Origin of the sequence: Acinetobacter sp. BD54, from assembly GCF_044778325.1 — a bacterium.
GTDB classification, from domain to species: domain Bacteria; phylum Pseudomonadota; class Gammaproteobacteria; order Pseudomonadales; family Moraxellaceae; genus Acinetobacter; species Acinetobacter baumannii.
Map to the genome: position 1 here is coordinate 431,241 of NZ_JANJEP010000002.1, position 16,519 is coordinate 447,759.

At 37.3% G+C, this 16,519-nt stretch carries 16 protein-coding genes; 7 read left to right on the top strand and 9 right to left on the bottom strand.

Annotated elements, in window-relative coordinates:
• The first annotated feature begins 1 nt into the window (after nt 1).
• Both NQ782_RS04815 and NQ782_RS04820 read left to right on the top strand, forming a co-directional pair.
• Entirely contained in the window at nt 2-595 is a 594-nt protein-coding gene (locus NQ782_RS04815; RefSeq protein WP_000340963.1) for a helix-turn-helix domain-containing protein, read from the top strand.
• A complete protein-coding gene (locus NQ782_RS04820; RefSeq protein ID WP_001109738.1) occupies nt 592-1,137 on the top strand; it encodes a GNAT family N-acetyltransferase in 546 nt (181 codons plus the stop codon). Before NQ782_RS04815 ends, NQ782_RS04820 begins: the two co-directional genes overlap by 4 nt.
• Before the next feature lie 71 nt (nt 1,138-1,208).
• Here NQ782_RS04820 and NQ782_RS04825 read toward each other — a convergent pair whose 3' ends face one another.
• A complete protein-coding gene (locus NQ782_RS04825) occupies nt 1,209-2,033 on the bottom strand; it encodes an OXA-51 family carbapenem-hydrolyzing class D beta-lactamase OXA-121 (RefSeq protein WP_057094079.1) in 825 nt (274 codons plus the stop codon).
• Nucleotides 2,034-2,431: 398 nt separating this feature from the next.
• Between NQ782_RS04825 and NQ782_RS04830 the strand changes: the two genes are divergently transcribed.
• Nucleotides 2,432-2,992: an FxsA family protein gene (locus NQ782_RS04830; protein WP_001050727.1), complete on the top strand. Its 561-nt coding sequence runs from the start codon at nt 2,432-2,434 to the stop codon at nt 2,990-2,992.
• A gap of 63 nt (nt 2,993-3,055) precedes the next feature.
• Here NQ782_RS04830 and NQ782_RS04835 read toward each other — a convergent pair whose 3' ends face one another.
• Nucleotides 3,056-3,241, bottom strand: coding sequence for a hypothetical protein (locus tag NQ782_RS04835; RefSeq protein WP_000192620.1), 186 nt, complete (start codon nt 3,239-3,241; stop codon nt 3,056-3,058).
• A gap of 258 nt (nt 3,242-3,499) precedes the next feature.
• Between NQ782_RS04835 and NQ782_RS04840 the strand changes: the two genes are divergently transcribed.
• Nucleotides 3,500-3,748, top strand: coding sequence for a hypothetical protein (locus NQ782_RS04840; protein ID WP_000966850.1), 249 nt, complete (start codon nt 3,500-3,502; stop codon nt 3,746-3,748).
• Nucleotides 3,749-3,872: 124 nt separating this feature from the next.
• Here NQ782_RS04840 and metK read toward each other — a convergent pair whose 3' ends face one another.
• Nucleotides 3,873-5,039, bottom strand: coding sequence for a methionine adenosyltransferase (gene metK / locus NQ782_RS04845; protein WP_057093569.1), 1,167 nt, complete (start codon nt 5,037-5,039; stop codon nt 3,873-3,875).
• A gap of 524 nt (nt 5,040-5,563) precedes the next feature.
• Between metK and tkt the strand changes: the two genes are divergently transcribed.
• Entirely contained in the window at nt 5,564-7,552 is a 1,989-nt protein-coding gene (gene tkt, locus NQ782_RS04850) for a transketolase (RefSeq protein WP_057094469.1), read from the top strand.
• Between the two features lie 54 nt (nt 7,553-7,606).
• On the opposite strand, the gene NQ782_RS04855 is transcribed toward tkt, so the two are convergent.
• Nucleotides 7,607-8,014: an OsmC family protein gene (locus NQ782_RS04855; protein ID WP_000248284.1), complete on the bottom strand. Its 408-nt coding sequence runs from the start codon at nt 8,012-8,014 to the stop codon at nt 7,607-7,609.
• A gap of 214 nt (nt 8,015-8,228) precedes the next feature.
• Here NQ782_RS04855 and NQ782_RS04860 point away from each other — a divergent pair, with 214 nt between their 5' ends.
• Complete coding sequence (locus NQ782_RS04860) at nt 8,229-8,819, top strand: YceI family protein (protein ID WP_000550331.1); 591 nt, start codon at nt 8,229-8,231, stop codon at nt 8,817-8,819.
• Nucleotides 8,820-8,864: 45 nt separating this feature from the next.
• Here NQ782_RS04860 and NQ782_RS04865 read toward each other — a convergent pair whose 3' ends face one another.
• Entirely contained in the window at nt 8,865-9,455 is a 591-nt protein-coding gene (locus tag NQ782_RS04865) for a lecithin retinol acyltransferase family protein (protein ID WP_001187976.1), read from the bottom strand.
• Between the two features lie 185 nt (nt 9,456-9,640).
• Here NQ782_RS04865 and NQ782_RS04870 point away from each other — a divergent pair, with 185 nt between their 5' ends.
• Complete coding sequence (locus NQ782_RS04870) at nt 9,641-10,387, top strand: phosphodiester glycosidase family protein (RefSeq protein WP_000699303.1); 747 nt, start codon at nt 9,641-9,643, stop codon at nt 10,385-10,387.
• Nucleotides 10,388-10,422: 35 nt separating this feature from the next.
• On the opposite strand, the gene NQ782_RS04875 is transcribed toward NQ782_RS04870, so the two are convergent.
• The 4 genes from NQ782_RS04875 to putA all read right to left on the bottom strand — a co-directional run bounded on the left by NQ782_RS04875 (nt 10,423) and on the right by putA (nt 16,422).
• Nucleotides 10,423-10,653, bottom strand: coding sequence for a hypothetical protein (locus NQ782_RS04875; RefSeq protein WP_000011679.1), 231 nt, complete (start codon nt 10,651-10,653; stop codon nt 10,423-10,425).
• Nucleotides 10,654-10,901: 248 nt separating this feature from the next.
• Entirely contained in the window at nt 10,902-11,987 is a 1,086-nt protein-coding gene (trmA, locus tag NQ782_RS04880) for a tRNA (uridine(54)-C5)-methyltransferase TrmA (protein ID WP_000204680.1), read from the bottom strand.
• A 103-nt stretch (nt 11,988-12,090) separates the two neighbouring features.
• Nucleotides 12,091-12,564, bottom strand: a complete 474-nt coding sequence (locus NQ782_RS04885) for a GrpB family protein (protein ID WP_057094428.1) — start codon at nt 12,562-12,564, stop codon at nt 12,091-12,093.
• A 105-nt stretch (nt 12,565-12,669) separates the two neighbouring features.
• Nucleotides 12,670-16,422 (bottom strand): trifunctional transcriptional regulator/proline dehydrogenase/L-glutamate gamma-semialdehyde dehydrogenase, encoded by a 3,753-nt coding sequence (gene putA / locus NQ782_RS04890; RefSeq protein ID WP_001094964.1) that lies wholly within the window; start codon nt 16,420-16,422, stop codon nt 12,670-12,672.
• Nucleotides 16,423-16,519: the final 97 nt, after the last annotated feature.

Consider the following 16,519-nt stretch of genomic DNA (forward strand, 5'->3'; position numbering starts at 1 on the left):
AATGGATGATATCAATATAAGGATTGCACATCGAATACGAGAGCTGCGTTTAGCACGTGGATATACTTTAGATGTGTTAGCTGCCCGTTGCCAAGTTAGCCGTTCAGCTATTTCTTTAATTGAAAGAGGAGAAACGAGTCCTACGGCAGTTGTTCTTGAAAAACTAGCAAATGGTCTTGAAGTACCTTTAACTCAAATTTTTACGAATGAAGCAGGGAATTCATCATCTCAACCGCTTATTCGTCGGAATGAACAAGCTGAGTGGCGAGATCCGGAAACTGGCTATATACGCCGTACAGTTTCACCTCCGAACTTAAAATTACCCTTCCAGATTGTTGAAATTGAATTTCCGCCTCATTCTCGAATTACTTATGAAACTAATGAAAGCTCTAGAGTGGTACAGCAGCAGCTTTGGGTCGTTGAAGGGAAAATTGAAATTCAATTAGGTGAAACTTCTTATGCATTAGGTCAAGGGGATTGCTTGGCAATGCAATTAGATCAACCTGTCATATACAGTAATCATTCAGCTCAAGTTGCTCGTTATATTTTAGTCGTTTCTAATCAACTGGTGCCCGCTCTTAAGGAATCTTTATGAACTATTCCCTCGATTCTAATTTCCGTTTAATTGATTGTAATGAAGCAGAGCATGCGGCAGCGATATTAGAAATTCTAAATGATGCGATTGTTAACTCTACCGCATTGTATGACTATGTTCCCCGTTCACTTGATTCAATGAAAACATGGTTTTCGGTAAAAAGAGAAAATGGTTTCCCTGTCATTGGGGTAGTAGATGAGTTAGGTAAGTTATTAGGATTTGCTAGTTGGGGAACATTTAGAGCGTTTCCAGCTTATAAATATACGGTTGAGCATAGTATCTATATTCATCATGAACATCGTGGCTGTGGTCTAAGTAAAGTTTTAATGCAAGCGTTAATTCAACGTGCTCAACAGGCTCAACTTCATGTGCTCATTGGTTGTATTGATGCGACAAATCAAGCCAGTATAGGCCTTCATGAGAAAATGGGCTTTACCCACGCTGGTACTTTTAAACAAGTGGGCTTTAAATTTGGGCAATGGCTTGACGCTGCTTTTTACCAACTAGTTTTGGATACTCCATTTGAACCAGTGGATGGATAGATTATCAGTTTTGAAAATAGGCAATGGCCCAGATCAAAATGGTAAAAAGTGAACTGGGCTATAAACTAACTCTATAAAATACCTAATTGTTCTAAACTTTTATAAGTAATCTCTTTTCGAACAGAGCTAGGTATTCCTTTTTTCATTTCTAAGTTAAGGGAGAATGCTACAATATTTCCTTGAGGCTGAACAACCCATCCAGTTAACCAGCCTACTTGTGGGTCTACATCCCATCCCCAACCACTTTTTGCGTATATTTTATTTCCATTCTTTTCTTCTATGAATAGCATGGATTGCACTTCATCTTGGACTTTTGGGCTAAATGGAAGCGTTTTATTAGCTAGCTTGTAAGCAAATTGTGCCTCTTGCTGAGGAGTAATTTTTAAAGGACCCACCAGCCAAAAATTATCGACTTGGGTACCGATATCTGCATTGCCATAACCAACACGCTTCACTTCCTTAGACATGAGTTCAAGTCCAATACGACGAGCTAAATCTTGATAAACCGGAATAGCGGAAGCTTTCATAGCGTCGCCTAGGGTCATGTCCTTTTCCCATTCTGGGCATAGCCTTTTTTGCCCGTCCCACTTAAATACTTCTGTGGTGGTTGTCTTATGGTGCTCAAGGCCGATCAAAGCATTAAGCATTTTGAAGGTCGAAGCAGGTACATACTCGGTCGAAGCACGAGCAAGATCATTACCATAGCTTTGTTGAGTTTGGCCTTGTTGGATAACTAAGACACCCGTAGTGTGTGCTTCGTTAAATAAATTTTTAATTTTCTCTGCTTTTTCATCAGATTTTGAAGCGCTGTGATTTGGATTAGCAGTCACTATATAAGGTGAGCAGGCTGAAATAAAAATAGCGTTTGTTATAAGTAAGAGGGCTTTAATGTTCATAAGACTTATAAAATTGAATTTGAAGTTTAGCTAATTAATGTAACTTGAGTAGATCAATTATTAGATATCAAAAATGTAAGTTAAATTTTATAAAAAAGCTGCTAATAGATAAAAGCATCGGCCAATTCATGAAAAAATTGCAATCTTGTAGAAAAAACACTTGATAAAGTTGATATAGCACTCATTAATAATAGAGTATGACTGTTTTATTAAGTTAGAATCAGTCTTATTTATAGTATTGCAGAACCTTAGTTTAGCTATGATTTTAGGTTACAACAAAAACATTGTCTAAGCTTCGCAACTAAATTTAATCCATGATTTCAAATGAAAAATGGATGAGTTTAGTTAAGTAGTAACAACTGCAATGAATTTTCTTTTTGAGATAGATAAAGTTTTACATGAATTTACTTCTTATTGTGGTTCTGGGCGCGATTGTTGAAATTGCCGTATGGATTGGCGTAGCACAGTTCATCAGTGGATGGTATGTGTTTTTCTGGTTCATTATTGCTTTCTTTATTGGTCTAACGCTTATTCGTAATAGTACGGCTGGTATTATGCCGCAATTACAACAAATGCAGATGACTGGACAATTGGGTAATGATCCGACTGTGACTAAAAAATTAGCTTATGCTTTTGCTGGTTTTTTATTAATGTTGCCAGGTTTGGTATCGGATGTATTAGCGCTCTTAATTCTTATTCCGGGCGTACAAACTGCGTTTCGTAATATTGCAATGAGAACACTGGCAAAACGTCAGCAAGCCATGATGAACAAAATGATGGGCGGCATGGGTGGTGCAGGTGCTGGTCAAAACCCATTTGCAGATTTAATGCGTCAAATGCAGGATATGCATAATCAACAAGGTGGTGGTAGCCAATATCATGATTCTAGTATTATTGATGGCGAAGCGAGAGAAGTTACTCCAGACCACAAGAAAATTGAGCATAAAAATAAAGATTAATTAATCTATTATACAAAAAGGGCCTAAATCTAAAAGATTTAGGCCCTTTTTAATTTATAACAGTTAATCATCTGAAGTTTCAGAAGTACCTGCTTTTGCTTGAATCATCTCGTTTTGATTATCTTGGAGCTTAGTTTGAGGTTGATACTTGTTTGAAGGCAGAGCTACTTGCTTGTTTTCAGATTGTTGATATTTTCGGCTTCTATTGGCTCTTTCACGAAAGCCACCTTTATTAATGAGCTGTGTCATAAATTCGCTTAGAAAATAAAATATATTTCTATTTTAACAAATTCAACAAAATATCAAAATAAGAAAAATAGTGCTAAAAAAATAATATTTAGTCTATCTCTTTGTATAAATTAAATATTTGAAATTTGAACGGATTGTTCATTCAGATTGAATTATCTTTTCATTTCACATAGGATAAATATAAAGGATGTATAAATTTAAAAATGTAGCAAACCTATTAAAACAACAACGGTTGAAGTGAGGGAAGGAGGGTTACCTATGCTATATCAATATCATTGTGCTTGTTGCGACAAAGTTGTGGCATCAACTGATAAATCATGTCCATATTGCGGTTCACACCATATTCGTAGTCCATATGGCCTATGGATGTTTTGCGTGATGGCTTGTCTAGCAGTTGTTGTCGTATTCAAAGTTGTTCATCTTTATATCCAGAATCATCAAGATACACCTGTGCAATCGACTCTGTTAGATGTATTAAATGAAGGTGATAAGAGCACAAAACAATAATATTGCTTAATACTTCACTACATGCCTTTAAATAATGTATGTTGAAGGGGCTGTTGTTTAATTTTAATCAAATACAAAAATAATAAAAAAGCCCGCTAAAGAGCGGGCTTTTAATATAATCAGCTTAAAGGCCTGCGGCATCTTTAAGTGCTTCAACTTTATCAGTTTTTTCCCATGTAAATGCAGTATCTGAACCTTCACGACCAAAGTGGCCGTAAGCAGCTGTTTGTTTATACATAGGTTGAATTAAGTTAAGCATGCGAGTAATACCAAACGGACGTAAATCGAAATGTTCACGTACTAACTGGATAATTAACTCATCAGAAACTTTTGCAGTACCAAAAGTATTGATTGAAATAGACGTTGGCTCTGCAACACCAATTGCATAACTCACCTGAATTTCACATTTGTCCGCAAGACCAGCAGCAACAATATTTTTAGCTACATAACGACCAGCATACGCAGCTGAGCGGTCTACTTTAGATGGATCTTTACCAGAGAATGCACCACCGCCGTGACGAGCCATACCGCCATAAGTATCAACGATGATTTTACGGCCAGTTAAACCACAGTCACCCACAGGTCCACCAATAACAAACAGACCAGTCGGGTTAATGTGGAATTTAGTTGCTGCATGGAACATTTCAGCAGGAATGATTGGTTTAATGATTTCTTCAATTACAGCTTCTTTAAGCTGAGTTTGAGTAATTTCAGGATCATGCTGTGTAGAAAGTACTACTGCGTCTAAACGTACAGGTTTGCCATTTTCATAAGCAAAAGTTACCTGACTTTTTGCATCTGGACGTAACCATGGTAATGCGCCTGAACGACGAAGTTCAGCTTGGCGTTCCATTAAACGGTGAGCATAAGAAATAGGGGCTGGCATAAGCACGTCGGTTTCACGACTTGCATAACCAAACATTAAACCTTGGTCTCCAGCACCTTGATCTTCAGGTTTTTGTCGGTCTACACCTTGTGCAATCTCTGGTGATTGTTTACCAATCATGTTGATTACAGCACAAGTTGAACCATCAAAGCCTAAATCTGAATGGTGATAGCCGATACCGTTAACAGTTTGGCGAACAACAGCTTCTACATCAATATTCGCAGTTGTTGTGATTTCACCTGCAAGTACAACAGCGCCTGTTTTTACCAGTGTTTCACAAGCAACACGTGCGTATGGGTCTTCTTTTAAGATTGCATCCAAAATAGCGTCGCTAATTTGGTCGGCCATTTTATCGGGATGACCTTCGCTTACAGATTCCGAGGTAAAAACAGCGTACTCGCGCATGAAAGTCCTATCTTGGTTATTTCAAAAAGACATAATATGTTACATCGACTTGAGCTTGAGGACCAGTTCATACTGACTAAAAAGCATGAATTTCTTTCATTTCTACTATGTTTTAATTGATATGTGTATCAGGGAAATTGATATAGATAGATGAAAATTAATCATTTTTATATTAGAGTTTTAATAAAATGTTTAAATTTTAAACATTTGATTTTGTTAAATATTAATCAAGAAGATTTGGACTATGAAGTAAAAAGCTATAAATAAAGAAAATAAATACAACTCTATATGTTGATTAAGAGGAAGAAGCTTACAATCGTTGAGCATGGAAATAAGTATAAATACTATTGTTTTACACAGCTTAAGAATCTAAATGTTTTTTGAGTAACCAAGAAATAGTTAAAAATAAAGAAATATACAGTGTTGGGGTTTACCCCTAGGCGTTTTTTTAAGACAATATAGCGGCATTGAATGGTTATTCATCTTCTTCTTTTCATCAATCTATTAAAATTGGATTCTGATCTATGACGACCCCTTTAAACGAACGTCGTATTGCAAACGCAATTCGTGTATTGGCAATGGATGCTGTGCAACAGGCAAACTCAGGGCATCCGGGTGCTCCAATGGGGATGGCAGATATTGCTGATGTCGTCTGGCGCGAGTTTTTAAATCACAACCCAAATAATCCACAATGGGCAAACCGTGACCGTTTTGTTTTATCAAATGGCCATGGTTCAATGTTGCAATATGCTTTGCTTCATTTAACAGGTTATGATCTTTCAATTGAAGATTTAAAACAATTCCGTCAATTGCACTCAAAAACTCCTGGTCACCCTGAATATGGTTACGCTCCAGGGATTGAAACAACGACAGGTCCTTTGGGTCAAGGTATTGCGAACGCTGTTGGTTTTGCATTAGCAGAAAAGACTTTAGCTGCTCAGTTTAATAAAGATGACTTAAAAGTAGTTGATCACTTTACCTATTGTTTCTTAGGTGATGGCTGTTTAATGGAAGGTATTTCTCATGAAGTATGTTCTTTAGCAGGTACTTTACAGCTTGGTAAATTGATTGCTTATTATGATGACAACGGCATTTCGATTGATGGTGAAGTAGAAGGCTGGTTCAGTGATGACACTGAAGAGCGTTTCAAGTCTTATGGTTGGCAAGTTCTTCGTGTAGATGGCCACGATGCTGATGCGATTCGTCAAGCAACAGTTGAAGCTAAAGCAGAAACTCAAAAACCAACGATTATTATTTGTAAAACAATTATTGGCTTAGGTTCTCCAAACAAGCAAGGTAAAGAAGACTGTCACGGTGCACCGCTGGGTAAAGATGAAATTACCTTAACTCGTGAAGCTTTAGGTTGGACTGAAGAAGCATTTGTTATTCCTGCTGATGTATATGCTGCATGGGATGCTAAAGCAAAAGGTAATGAAGCTGAAGCAGCTTGGAATGAAGTATTTGCTCAATACCAAGCAAAATATCCAACGGAAGCAGCTGAGTTACTTCGTCGTATTAGCGGTGACTTACCAGCAGAATTTTCAGCTCAAGCAGATGCATTTATTCGTGAAACAAATGCTAAAGCTGAAACTGTAGCAACTCGTAAAGCGAGCCAAAACACATTACAAGCATTTGGTCCTTTATTACCTGAATTATTAGGTGGTTCTGCGGACTTGGCAGGTTCTAACTTAACACTTTGGAAAGGTTGCCAAGGCGTTCAACAAAACCCGGCTGGTAACTACGTGTATTATGGTGTACGCGAGTTCGGTATGACTGCAATCGCTAACGGTGTTGCATTGCATGGTGGCTTCATTCCTTACGTTGCAACGTTCTTAATGTTTATGGAATATGCACGTAATGCAGTACGTATGTCTGCATTAATGAAGCAACGCGTGATTCATGTGTATACACATGACTCAATCGGTTTAGGTGAAGATGGTCCAACACACCAACCAATTGAACAAATTGCTTCTTTACGTGGCACACCAAACTTAAATACTTGGCGTCCTGCTGATACTGTAGAAACAGCAATTGCGTGGAAATCTGCTTTAGAGCGTAAAGATGGCCCTACAGCACTTATTTTCTCTCGTCAAAACTTACCATTCCAAACGCGTACTGAAGAGCAAATCCAAAATGCGGCAAAAGGTGGTTATGTTCTTGCTCAAGAGAAAGGTGAGTTGAAAGCAATTATTATTGCTACTGGTTCAGAAGTTTCTTTAGCAATGGAAGCTTATGCTCAACTTGAAGGTGTTCGTGTTGTTTCTATGCCATGTGCAGAAGAGTTCATGAAACAAGATGCTGCATATCGTGAAGCAGTATTACCAGCTCATATTCGTGCACGTGTTGCTGTAGAAGCTGCTCATGTTGACTACTGGTGGAAGTTTGTTGGTCTTGATGGCAAAGTAATTGGTATGACAACTTATGGTGAGTCAGCACCAGCAAAAGACTTGTTCCAATTCTTCGGTATTACAACTGAGGCTGTAGTTGCTGCGGTAAAAGAGTTAACTGCTTAATCTTTTGAGCAGAATAAAAAGCGTCCCGATTGGGGGCGCTTTTTTATGGGCTATTTAAATGTTAAGTTCAGTTTGGATCGTAATATTAGAAGTTAAAAGCTTATGAATAGGGCAGTTTTCAGCAACTTTTAATAATCTTTTATGCTGATCCTCAGTAAATTCACCTTTTAGAGTAATTTTACGCTCAATATTATTTTGACCTGCTTCTGGATCACCATTTGGATTTAATGCTAAATCAACTTGTACATGCTCAATTTTGATGCCTTTGTGATTTGCATACATCTCTAGTGTAATTGTAGTGCAAGCTCCTAAAGCCGATAATAAAAGCTGAACCGGATTTGGAGCTGTATCTTGTCCACCTTTATCGGTGGGTTCATCTGCAAACCATTGATGACCCGAAGGATCGGTAAGTGTTACTCGATAAGGAGTTGAAGTACTTTGTGCTTGGGCAGTGTTAACCATGTTTTACCTTGTTATTTATCAATAAAATCGTAGTAAAAATTAATAAATCTGAAAGCTTCGAATAGAAGAATACCTATACTTTATAATATGGTTTTTGAATAACAACTGTAACGCTTTTATTGTTGCATGGATGAAACATATCGTTTTATAAAGAATAGTGAATTAAATTACTTGATGTATACACTAACGACTATATCAATAAAGGATACGAAAAATGCATCTTAAAACATTAAGCTTCGGTTTAGCAGTAGCATTGGCAAGTACAGTTACATTAGCTGCACCAGTGGACTATAAAATTGATCCAACACACACAGCTACTGTTTTCTCGTGGAATCACTTCGGCTTTTCAACTCCAAGTGCTAACTTCTCAGACATCCAAGGTGTAATTAAAGTTGATAATGCTAAACCAGCAAACTCATCTGTAAATGTGACCATTCCTTTAAGCAGTGTGAATACAAACGTACCTGCTTTAGATAAAGAGTTCCAAGAAGAAGCTTGGTTTAATGCGGCTAAATACCCAAACATTACTTTCAAAAGTACGAAAGTAGAAACGAAAGACAAAAAGCATTTCAAAATTACTGGTGATTTGACTGTTAAAGGTATTACTAAGCCAGTTGTACTTGATGCTGTCTTAAATAAGCAAGGCGAGCACCCAATGGCAAAAGTTCCAGCGATTGGTTTTAACGCGACAACTTCGTTCAATCGCTCTGACTTTGGTTTAGGTAACTATGTGCCGAATGTAGGTGATAAGATCACTGTAAACATTACAACTGAAGCAACTGCGGCTAGTGCAGCTAAAAAATAAGTTGTAAGTTTTCTAAAAAAGTCCTCAACTTGAGGACTTTTTTAATTAGATAGTTTCTTTTTTATCTGGTTCTATAAAGACTAAAGGTGAGGTTGGGTCTATATTTCTTTTTTCGGCTTTTTCTCTTAGAAATTGATAAGTCGGAATATTCATTTTTGCCTGATCACGTAATTTCTTTTTAATATAAAGAACAAGAGCAAAGCAGGTGGTTGCTACGGTTAGCATCATGCCATTCATATAGCTCATGATTGAGCTCACGTAACCAATGGTGGTTAAACGATGCATCATTCGCTCAACTTGAGTACTACTTTCTATACCAGTAATCGCCCAACTGCATAAATGCTCACAATTATTAATAATCAAATGATAATGGTTTTCATGCATACGTGAACGCATACGTCGTACAACAACTTTTCCTCTGTAGCGTGGTGCATCATAAGAACGTACATGAATTTTTTTGCCATGAGAAAAGGCATCTAGGGAAGTGATTTCAATGGGCCGTTTTTTGATGAAATGTGCGAGGCCTGAATAATGAATAACTCGACCTCTCCCAGCATAGATACCATGATGGCTATAGCCGAGATGTTTTACAATAAGATGAGCCCCTAAAGGGTAGCGTTTATTTGTTTGTTGCATATTCACGCTGATCCAATAAAGTTTAATCACTTTTATACAAAGCTGTGACTATTATAACGAATATAGTTGTGTTCTAGTGTATTGATTAGGTGGAATAAGCGACTTTCGGGTATATATCAATTCAAACATTTTTATTTAATAAAGTGTCTTTATGAAAATAAAATGACATCTAAGGTTTGGCATTAATGAAAATACTAGTACTGTGTATCGTGAACTTCATAATCTTTACACAATCCGCTTTAGCACTAGAGTATCGACAGATTAGAAATACTACTGATGATCAGTTTGAAGTAATTGAAATTTCTCATTTAGAACAATTACGCTTATTTTTGAAAAATCCGCAAACTGATCAATATTATAAAAGTTTCGACAATATTCAATATCAACTTAAAGCATGTGAACAGCTTACTTTTGCGATGAATGGAGGCATGTTCCATTCCGGTTTTTCTCCAGTAGGACTATATATTGAAAACGGACGAGAGAACCAACCTTTAAATGAAGATAAAGGCTGGGGAAACTTCTTTTTGCAGCCTAATGGAGTTTTAGCATGGAATGACAAACAAGCCGTTATATTGACAACTGAACAATATAAAGCAAAAGTTTTTCAACCCGATTATGCTACGCAGTCCGGCCCTATGTTAGTGATTAATGGCAAAATAAATCCCTTATTCCTAGCAAATAGCGATTCAAAGAAAATACGTAATGGGGTAGGTATAAAAAATAATAAGTTGTATTTTGTGATATCTAAAAATAGAGTGAATTTCTATAGTTTTGCTCAGTTCTTCCAAAAAAATCTTGAAGTCGAGCAAGCTCTATACCTTGACGGTTCTATCTCTAGTTTATATTTGCACAAGAATAATCGAAATGATAAAAGATTTAATATGGGGCCTATTATTGGATGGGTGGATCAAGCAGATTGTAGACCCAAGTAAAATATAAAAAAGCCAGTACAAGACTGGCTTTTTAATTAATGAATAGATGGTTTTTGAGTGAGTTCATTTAACTCTTTTCGGCTATAACCACGGGAAATAAGAACTTTCTTGATTCCCTTAATGACATCTTCATCAGTCGCTTGCGCAAGCGCACTTAGAAGTTGTTCATTAGTTTTACATGAGCAGTCATTTTCAACACAAGCAGTTTGGTTTTTATGCTCGTTATGCTGTTGATCTGCCAAGAACAGCTTTTGCCAAAAACTCATAGAGCCTTCATATACAACCTAACATAGCTCGAAATATAGCCAATATAAATTAAAATACAAGACTCTATATGTGATAAATCCACCAGTTGAACTAGAGAATTTTCGATAGTAATGGTCGAGTTAAACGAAATTATGACGAATAGATGACTTGATATTTTTTTTAAATTTAAATACTTAATTAAAAAACCTTGAAAAATAAGGAGATATTTAATCTCCTTATAAAATAGGGTTACATTGAAAAATTTTGTTTAAATCTTCTCAAGTAAGACACCAGACTCTACATGATGCGTATAAGGGAACTGATCAAATAAAGCAAACTTAGTAACGCGATGAGTTTGAGTGAGCGTTTTTAAATTTTCATATAAAGTGTCAGGGTTGCATGAAATGTAGATAATACGTTCAAAGCCCTGCAATAGTTTTAAAGTTTCATCGTCAATTCCTGCGCGTGGAGGATCAACGAATACTGTATCGAAGTCGTAGCTTTGAATATCAATATCTGCTTCTTGTAGACGGCGGAATTCACGTTCACCTTGATAGGCTTGAGTGAACTCTTCAGCCGAGAGGCGAGCTACTTGAATATTATCAATTTGGTTCTGTTCGATATTCCACTGCGCCGCATAAACTGATGATTTTGCAAGTTCAGTTGCAAGCACTCTTTCAAATTTTAAAGAGAGTGGAAGTGTGAAATTACCATTACCACAATAAAGTTCTAACAGGTGTTTTTTTGATCCTTCAGCTGCATCACATGCCCATTGCAGCATTTTTTTGCAAACTTGTGCATTAGGCTGCGTAAAGCTACTTTCGATTTGTTTGTATTTAAATGAACGGTTTAAAAGTTCAAATTCTTCTACAACAAAGTCATCGCCAATAACAATTTTCTGGCCGCGGCTACGGCCCATAATTTTAATATTTAATTTTTCAGCAAGTGCTTTAGCTGCTTGTTCCCATTCCTGATTAAGCTTACGGTGATAAATCAAGGTAACTAACATTTCTCCGCTTAAAGTTGCGAGAAAGTCAACTTCAAATAAACGCTGAGAAAGTAAAGAGTTGGCCTTAAGTTCTGCTAAAAGAAGTGGCATTAAGTCATTAATGCTTTTATCTGCAATAGGAAACTCATCTATGCGTACAACGGTTTTTTGCTTGCCATCGTCATTACGTTCAAACATGGCATAAAACATATCATTTTCTGTATGCCAGATACGAAATTCAGCACGCATACGGAAATGTTGTTCAGGCGATTCAAACACTTCTAATGTAGGCGGTGTAAATTCAGAAAATTGAGTAGTAATGCGATCAATTTTAGCTTGAAGTTGTTGACGATAAGAAGAAGTCATAGACAAAGAAAATTTAGACAGAATCAAATGGTGAATGGTACCAAAAAATTGAGCTTAAAGGAGCCAATTTTAGTTAGTTATTCATAAAGAAAAAATACTTACACTAGGAGTGACTTAAAACGCGTTCAATAAAATTAGATTTTACTGCTCTATATTGGTCATGATCTAAGTAGGTGGACTGTAACTTTAATTGATTATATTCATTAACTAATGTTGGAGAAGCTATAAGCTTATCTCTAAAGGTTAAGAAAAATGTGAATATTGAACCGGTTACTACAACTTGAAAGGCAACATCATCGTTGTTGAGTGACTCGAGCATGCAAAGCTCATTTGTTCTTAATGTATTTTGCTTTTCTATAAAATTAAGCGTTTTTAACTGTTCTATTGCAAACTCAAATTGATCGGGTAGAACCTCAATATAAATGTCTAAATCACCTTTTGAGAATGCATTAGGTATTGCAGATGAACCTATATGCTCAATTTGGGCAGATGGTAGCAGAGCGGAAATTTGTTTTCGGTATAAGCTAAAAAGCTGAGTGCATCTTTGTTGGTATTGTTCTGGTTCAAAAAAAATCATTATTAAAAACTCAAATTGATAAAATTTATATATTTAAGAATAGATTATTTTATTAAACAAAAAAGCCCAAATATCGTAATTTGGGCTTTTTAGAAAATTACTTAATTATTCAGACATTGTCATTAAGCTTGCATTACCGCCAGCCGCAGCTGTATTTACGCTAATTGCACGTTCAATTACCAAACGTTCAAGTGGAATCGACTCATTTGGTTCAACATGAGTAATACCAACAATTGCGCCAGAACGGCTAGCAATTTCTTGCTGTAATGAGAAGATCTCTTCGCGGTTGCCATGATGTAAAACTGCATCAAAATCATCTGTAGTGATGTTTTTAATGGTAGTAATCGCATCAAGTACATCTTTTGGCAACGTTTGTTTATGTTTTGCCAATAATGGACTATTTGGCATTACAGCAGCTTGGCTGCCAACTGCAAAGATTGCAAGTAACTGATGCAATTGATCTTGTTCTGTATCAGCAATTGAAAGAACACGATGACGCGGCAAAATAATATATTGGTTACTTTCCCCAGTAGGGCCTTGTAACTCATAAAATTTACCAACACCAAAAGGTTCAATTTCACGGTTTGCTTGTGGTAAATGTTGTTTCGCCCAGTTTTGTAAGCTTTGATAAACCTCACGGGTAAAACCTTCAAAAACGGTTTGCTCATTTTTTACCGCAAATGGAGTTGCTAATACTTTGTTAGAACAATGCTGCATTAAGCGATACATATAAAGAGGGCCACCCGCTTTAGGGCCTGTACCAGATAAACCTTCACCACCGAATGGTTGTACGCCAACAACAGCACCAACAATATTACGGTTGATATAAAGGTTACCCACTTCAGCATGTTGAATTACGGTTTGGATGGTTTCATCAATACGGGTATGCAGACCCATGGTTAAACCATAACCTTTCGCATTAATTCTTGAGATGAGTTGCTCAAGTTCACCATACTTATAGGTAATGATGTGTAAAACCGGACCAAAAACTTCACGTTGTAAGTCATCAAGATTAGGAAGTTCAATTGCTGTTGGCACAACAAAAGTTCCTTTATCTAATTCTGTTTGGCTTGTTGCACCAAACATCAATTGATGTACCGGATAACCCTTCGATTTCATTTTCTGGATGTGCTGGTCAATCGTCTGTTTTGCTTCATCATCAATAACAGGGCCAATGTCAGTTTTTAAAATTGCAGGGTTACCTACGATCAACTGTTGCATTGCACCTTTAAGCATTTTAATAACGGTTGCAGCACTGTCTTCTTGTACACATAAAATACGTAAAGCAGAGCAGCGTTGACCTGCGCTATCAAAAGCAGAACTTACAACATCTAATACAACTTGTTCAGTTAAAGCAGATGAGTCAACAATCATTGCATTTTGACCGCCAGTCTCTGCAATGAGTGGAATAGATTGACCATTTTCAGATAAACGTTTTGCAACGGTCTTCTGTAAAATTTTTGCAACTTCAGTCGAGCCAGTAAACATAATGCCATCGATACGGCTATCTTGGCTGAGCTGAGCACCTACTGTTTCACCGCGGCCAGGAAGTAGCTGTACAGCACCATGTGGAATACCAGCTTCCCATAAAATCTGAACTGCTTGGGCTGCGATCAATGGAGTTTGTTCAGCTGGTTTAGCAATAACACAGTTACCACTGACTAATGCCGCAGCAATTTGACCTGAGAAAATTGCAAGAGGGAAGTTCCATGGGCTAATACAAAGTACAGTACCTAAAGGCTGAATAACTGTATTTGCAGGAAGATTTTCAACTTGGGTTGCATAGTAACGTAAGAAATCTACAGCCTCACGAACTTCTGCAATCGCATTGGCATAAGTTTTACCACTTTCACGGCAAAGTAATACCATCAACTCTTGAATACGGCTTTCCATGAGGTCAGCTGCGCGTTTTAAGTATTGAGCGCGTTGATCCTTAGGTGTATTTGACCATTCTGACTGAGTTTGTTCAGCTGCAGTAAGAGCGATTTCGACATGCTTAAGATCAGCTTCTTGTACATAACCAACAATTTCATCATTTTGTGCTGGGTTTGTAATTGCAACAGAATGACCTTGTTCTAAAGAATCAGTATTAGCCAACAACGGATGGCTTTGCCAAATACGATTACGTAATTCTTGAGCTGTGCTATCTAAAGCTGCAAGTGGGGTGTCATTTGCTAAGTCATAACCTTTAGAGTTTTTACGAAGCGTTCCGTACATATCTAAAGGTAGTGGAATTGATGGATGTTTTAAACCAACTGAACCTTCAAGCTTAGCTGCATTACGAATATCATAAATTGGAGACTGGATAAGATCTTCAACTTTAAGTGTTTTATCGGCAATACGGTTAACGAATGAAGTATTCGCGCCATTTTCAAGTAAACGACGGACTAAATAAGCTAACAATGTCTCGTGGTTACCAACCGGAGCATAAATACGGCATGGCACGCCTAATTTATTTTGCTCACGTGGACCAACAACTTGTTCATAAAGCGGCTCGCCCATACCATGTAAGCATTGGAACTCATATTGACCAGCGTAATATTTGCTTGGATCTGCTAAATGATAGATCGTTGCTAAAGTTTGAGCATTATGCGTCGCAAATTGCGGATAAATAAATTCTGGTGCTGCAAGTAATTTTTTAGCACAAGCGATATAAGACAAATCAGTATGAACTTTACGCGTGAAGACAGGGTAGTCATCCATACCTTCGATTTGTGCTTTCTTAATTTCGCTATCCCAATATGCACCTTTTACAAGACGGATCATCAGACGCTTTTGGCTACGCTTAGCAAGGTCAATAATATAATCAACCACAAAGAAGCAGCGTTTTTGGTAAGCTTGAATTACGAAACCAATGCCTTTCCAGTTCGCAAGTTCTGGCTCAAAACAGAGACGCTCAAGTAACTCAAGAGAAATTTCTAAACGCTCTGATTCTTCTGCATCGATATTTAAACCAATATTGTACTGTTTAGCTAAACGAGCGAGCTCAAATACTTTGCCGTAGAGTTCTTTGTGAACACGTTCAATTTGCGCACGTTGGTAACGTGGATGCAAAGCAGAAAGCTTAATTGAGATACCTGGGCCATCATATACGCCTTTACCATTAGACGCTTTACCAATTGCATGAATGGCTTGTGTGTAATCATTAAAGTAGCGTTCAGCGTCATGGTCGGTTAAGGCAGCTTCACCTAACATGTCATAAGAATAGCGGAAACCTTTATCCTCAAGTACTTTTGCGTGGTCGACAGCTTCTTCGATGGTTTCACCAGTCACAAACTGTTCACCCATCATACGCATTGCAACGTCAACTGCTTTACGAATAATGCCACGGCCACTACGTGCTAAAAGGCCAGTAAGTACACTTGAAAGACTGGTTTGCTTTGGTGTTTCCATAAGCTTACCAGTTAACATGAGACCCCATGCAGCAGCATTCACAAACATTAAGCTGCTTTGGCCAACATGTTCTTTCCAGTTACCTTGATTGATTTTATCGCGAATGAGCAAATCACGTGTTGCTGTGTCTGGAATACGAAGCAAAGCTTCAGCAAGACACATCAAAGCCACGCCTTCTTGTGAAGAAAGAGAAAATTCTTGTAATAACCCTTGAACAATACCTGCTTTACCTGAAGAGGTCTTGCGTTCACGTAAATTATGGGCAAGGTTAAATGCAAGGTCATAAATTTTATGATCTAAATCATCAGATACCGCAGCAGCTTGTAATAGCTCTTCTACAGCTTCAGGTTCGGCACGTCGCCAAGCTGTATTAATGCGTTGTTCAAACTCACTTTTATCGTTGAATTCGGTGATATAGCCTTGGTGAGATTTATCCATTTGATGAAAAGTATCCATTGTGTTCATATCTATTTCCGCCAACCAGCTCTCGTAAACTCATCTTGAGTAGAGAGGTTTAGATAATTTATCATTACAGAAGAAACACCGAATAACTCACTATATT

What these genes read in the sequence shown, in the direction of transcription:
- NQ782_RS04815 (WP_000340963.1), top strand. Translation starts at nt 2, where the DNA reads ATGGATGATATCAATATAAGGATTGCACATCGAATACGAGAGCTGCGT.
- NQ782_RS04820 (WP_001109738.1), top strand. Translation starts at nt 592, where the DNA reads ATGAACTATTCCCTCGATTCTAATTTCCGTTTAATTGATTGTAATGAA.
- NQ782_RS04825 (WP_057094079.1), bottom strand. Translation starts at nt 2,033, where the DNA reads ATGAACATTAAAGCCCTCTTACTTATAACAAACGCTATTTTTATTTCA.
- NQ782_RS04830 (WP_001050727.1), top strand. Translation starts at nt 2,432, where the DNA reads ATGAATTTACTTCTTATTGTGGTTCTGGGCGCGATTGTTGAAATTGCC.
- NQ782_RS04835 (WP_000192620.1), bottom strand. Translation starts at nt 3,241, where the DNA reads ATGACACAGCTCATTAATAAAGGTGGCTTTCGTGAAAGAGCCAATAGA.
- NQ782_RS04840 (WP_000966850.1), top strand. Translation starts at nt 3,500, where the DNA reads ATGCTATATCAATATCATTGTGCTTGTTGCGACAAAGTTGTGGCATCA.
- metK (WP_057093569.1), bottom strand. Translation starts at nt 5,039, where the DNA reads ATGCGCGAGTACGCTGTTTTTACCTCGGAATCTGTAAGCGAAGGTCAT.
- tkt (WP_057094469.1), top strand. Translation starts at nt 5,564, where the DNA reads ATGACGACCCCTTTAAACGAACGTCGTATTGCAAACGCAATTCGTGTA.
- NQ782_RS04855 (WP_000248284.1), bottom strand. Translation starts at nt 8,014, where the DNA reads ATGGTTAACACTGCCCAAGCACAAAGTACTTCAACTCCTTATCGAGTA.
- NQ782_RS04860 (WP_000550331.1), top strand. Translation starts at nt 8,229, where the DNA reads ATGCATCTTAAAACATTAAGCTTCGGTTTAGCAGTAGCATTGGCAAGT.
- NQ782_RS04865 (WP_001187976.1), bottom strand. Translation starts at nt 9,455, where the DNA reads ATGCAACAAACAAATAAACGCTACCCTTTAGGGGCTCATCTTATTGTA.
- NQ782_RS04870 (WP_000699303.1), top strand. Translation starts at nt 9,641, where the DNA reads ATGAAAATACTAGTACTGTGTATCGTGAACTTCATAATCTTTACACAA.
- NQ782_RS04875 (WP_000011679.1), bottom strand. Translation starts at nt 10,653, where the DNA reads ATGAGTTTTTGGCAAAAGCTGTTCTTGGCAGATCAACAGCATAACGAG.
- trmA (WP_000204680.1), bottom strand. Translation starts at nt 11,987, where the DNA reads ATGACTTCTTCTTATCGTCAACAACTTCAAGCTAAAATTGATCGCATT.
- NQ782_RS04885 (WP_057094428.1), bottom strand. Translation starts at nt 12,564, where the DNA reads ATGATTTTTTTTGAACCAGAACAATACCAACAAAGATGCACTCAGCTT.
- putA (WP_001094964.1), bottom strand. Translation starts at nt 16,422, where the DNA reads ATGAACACAATGGATACTTTTCATCAAATGGATAAATCTCACCAAGGC.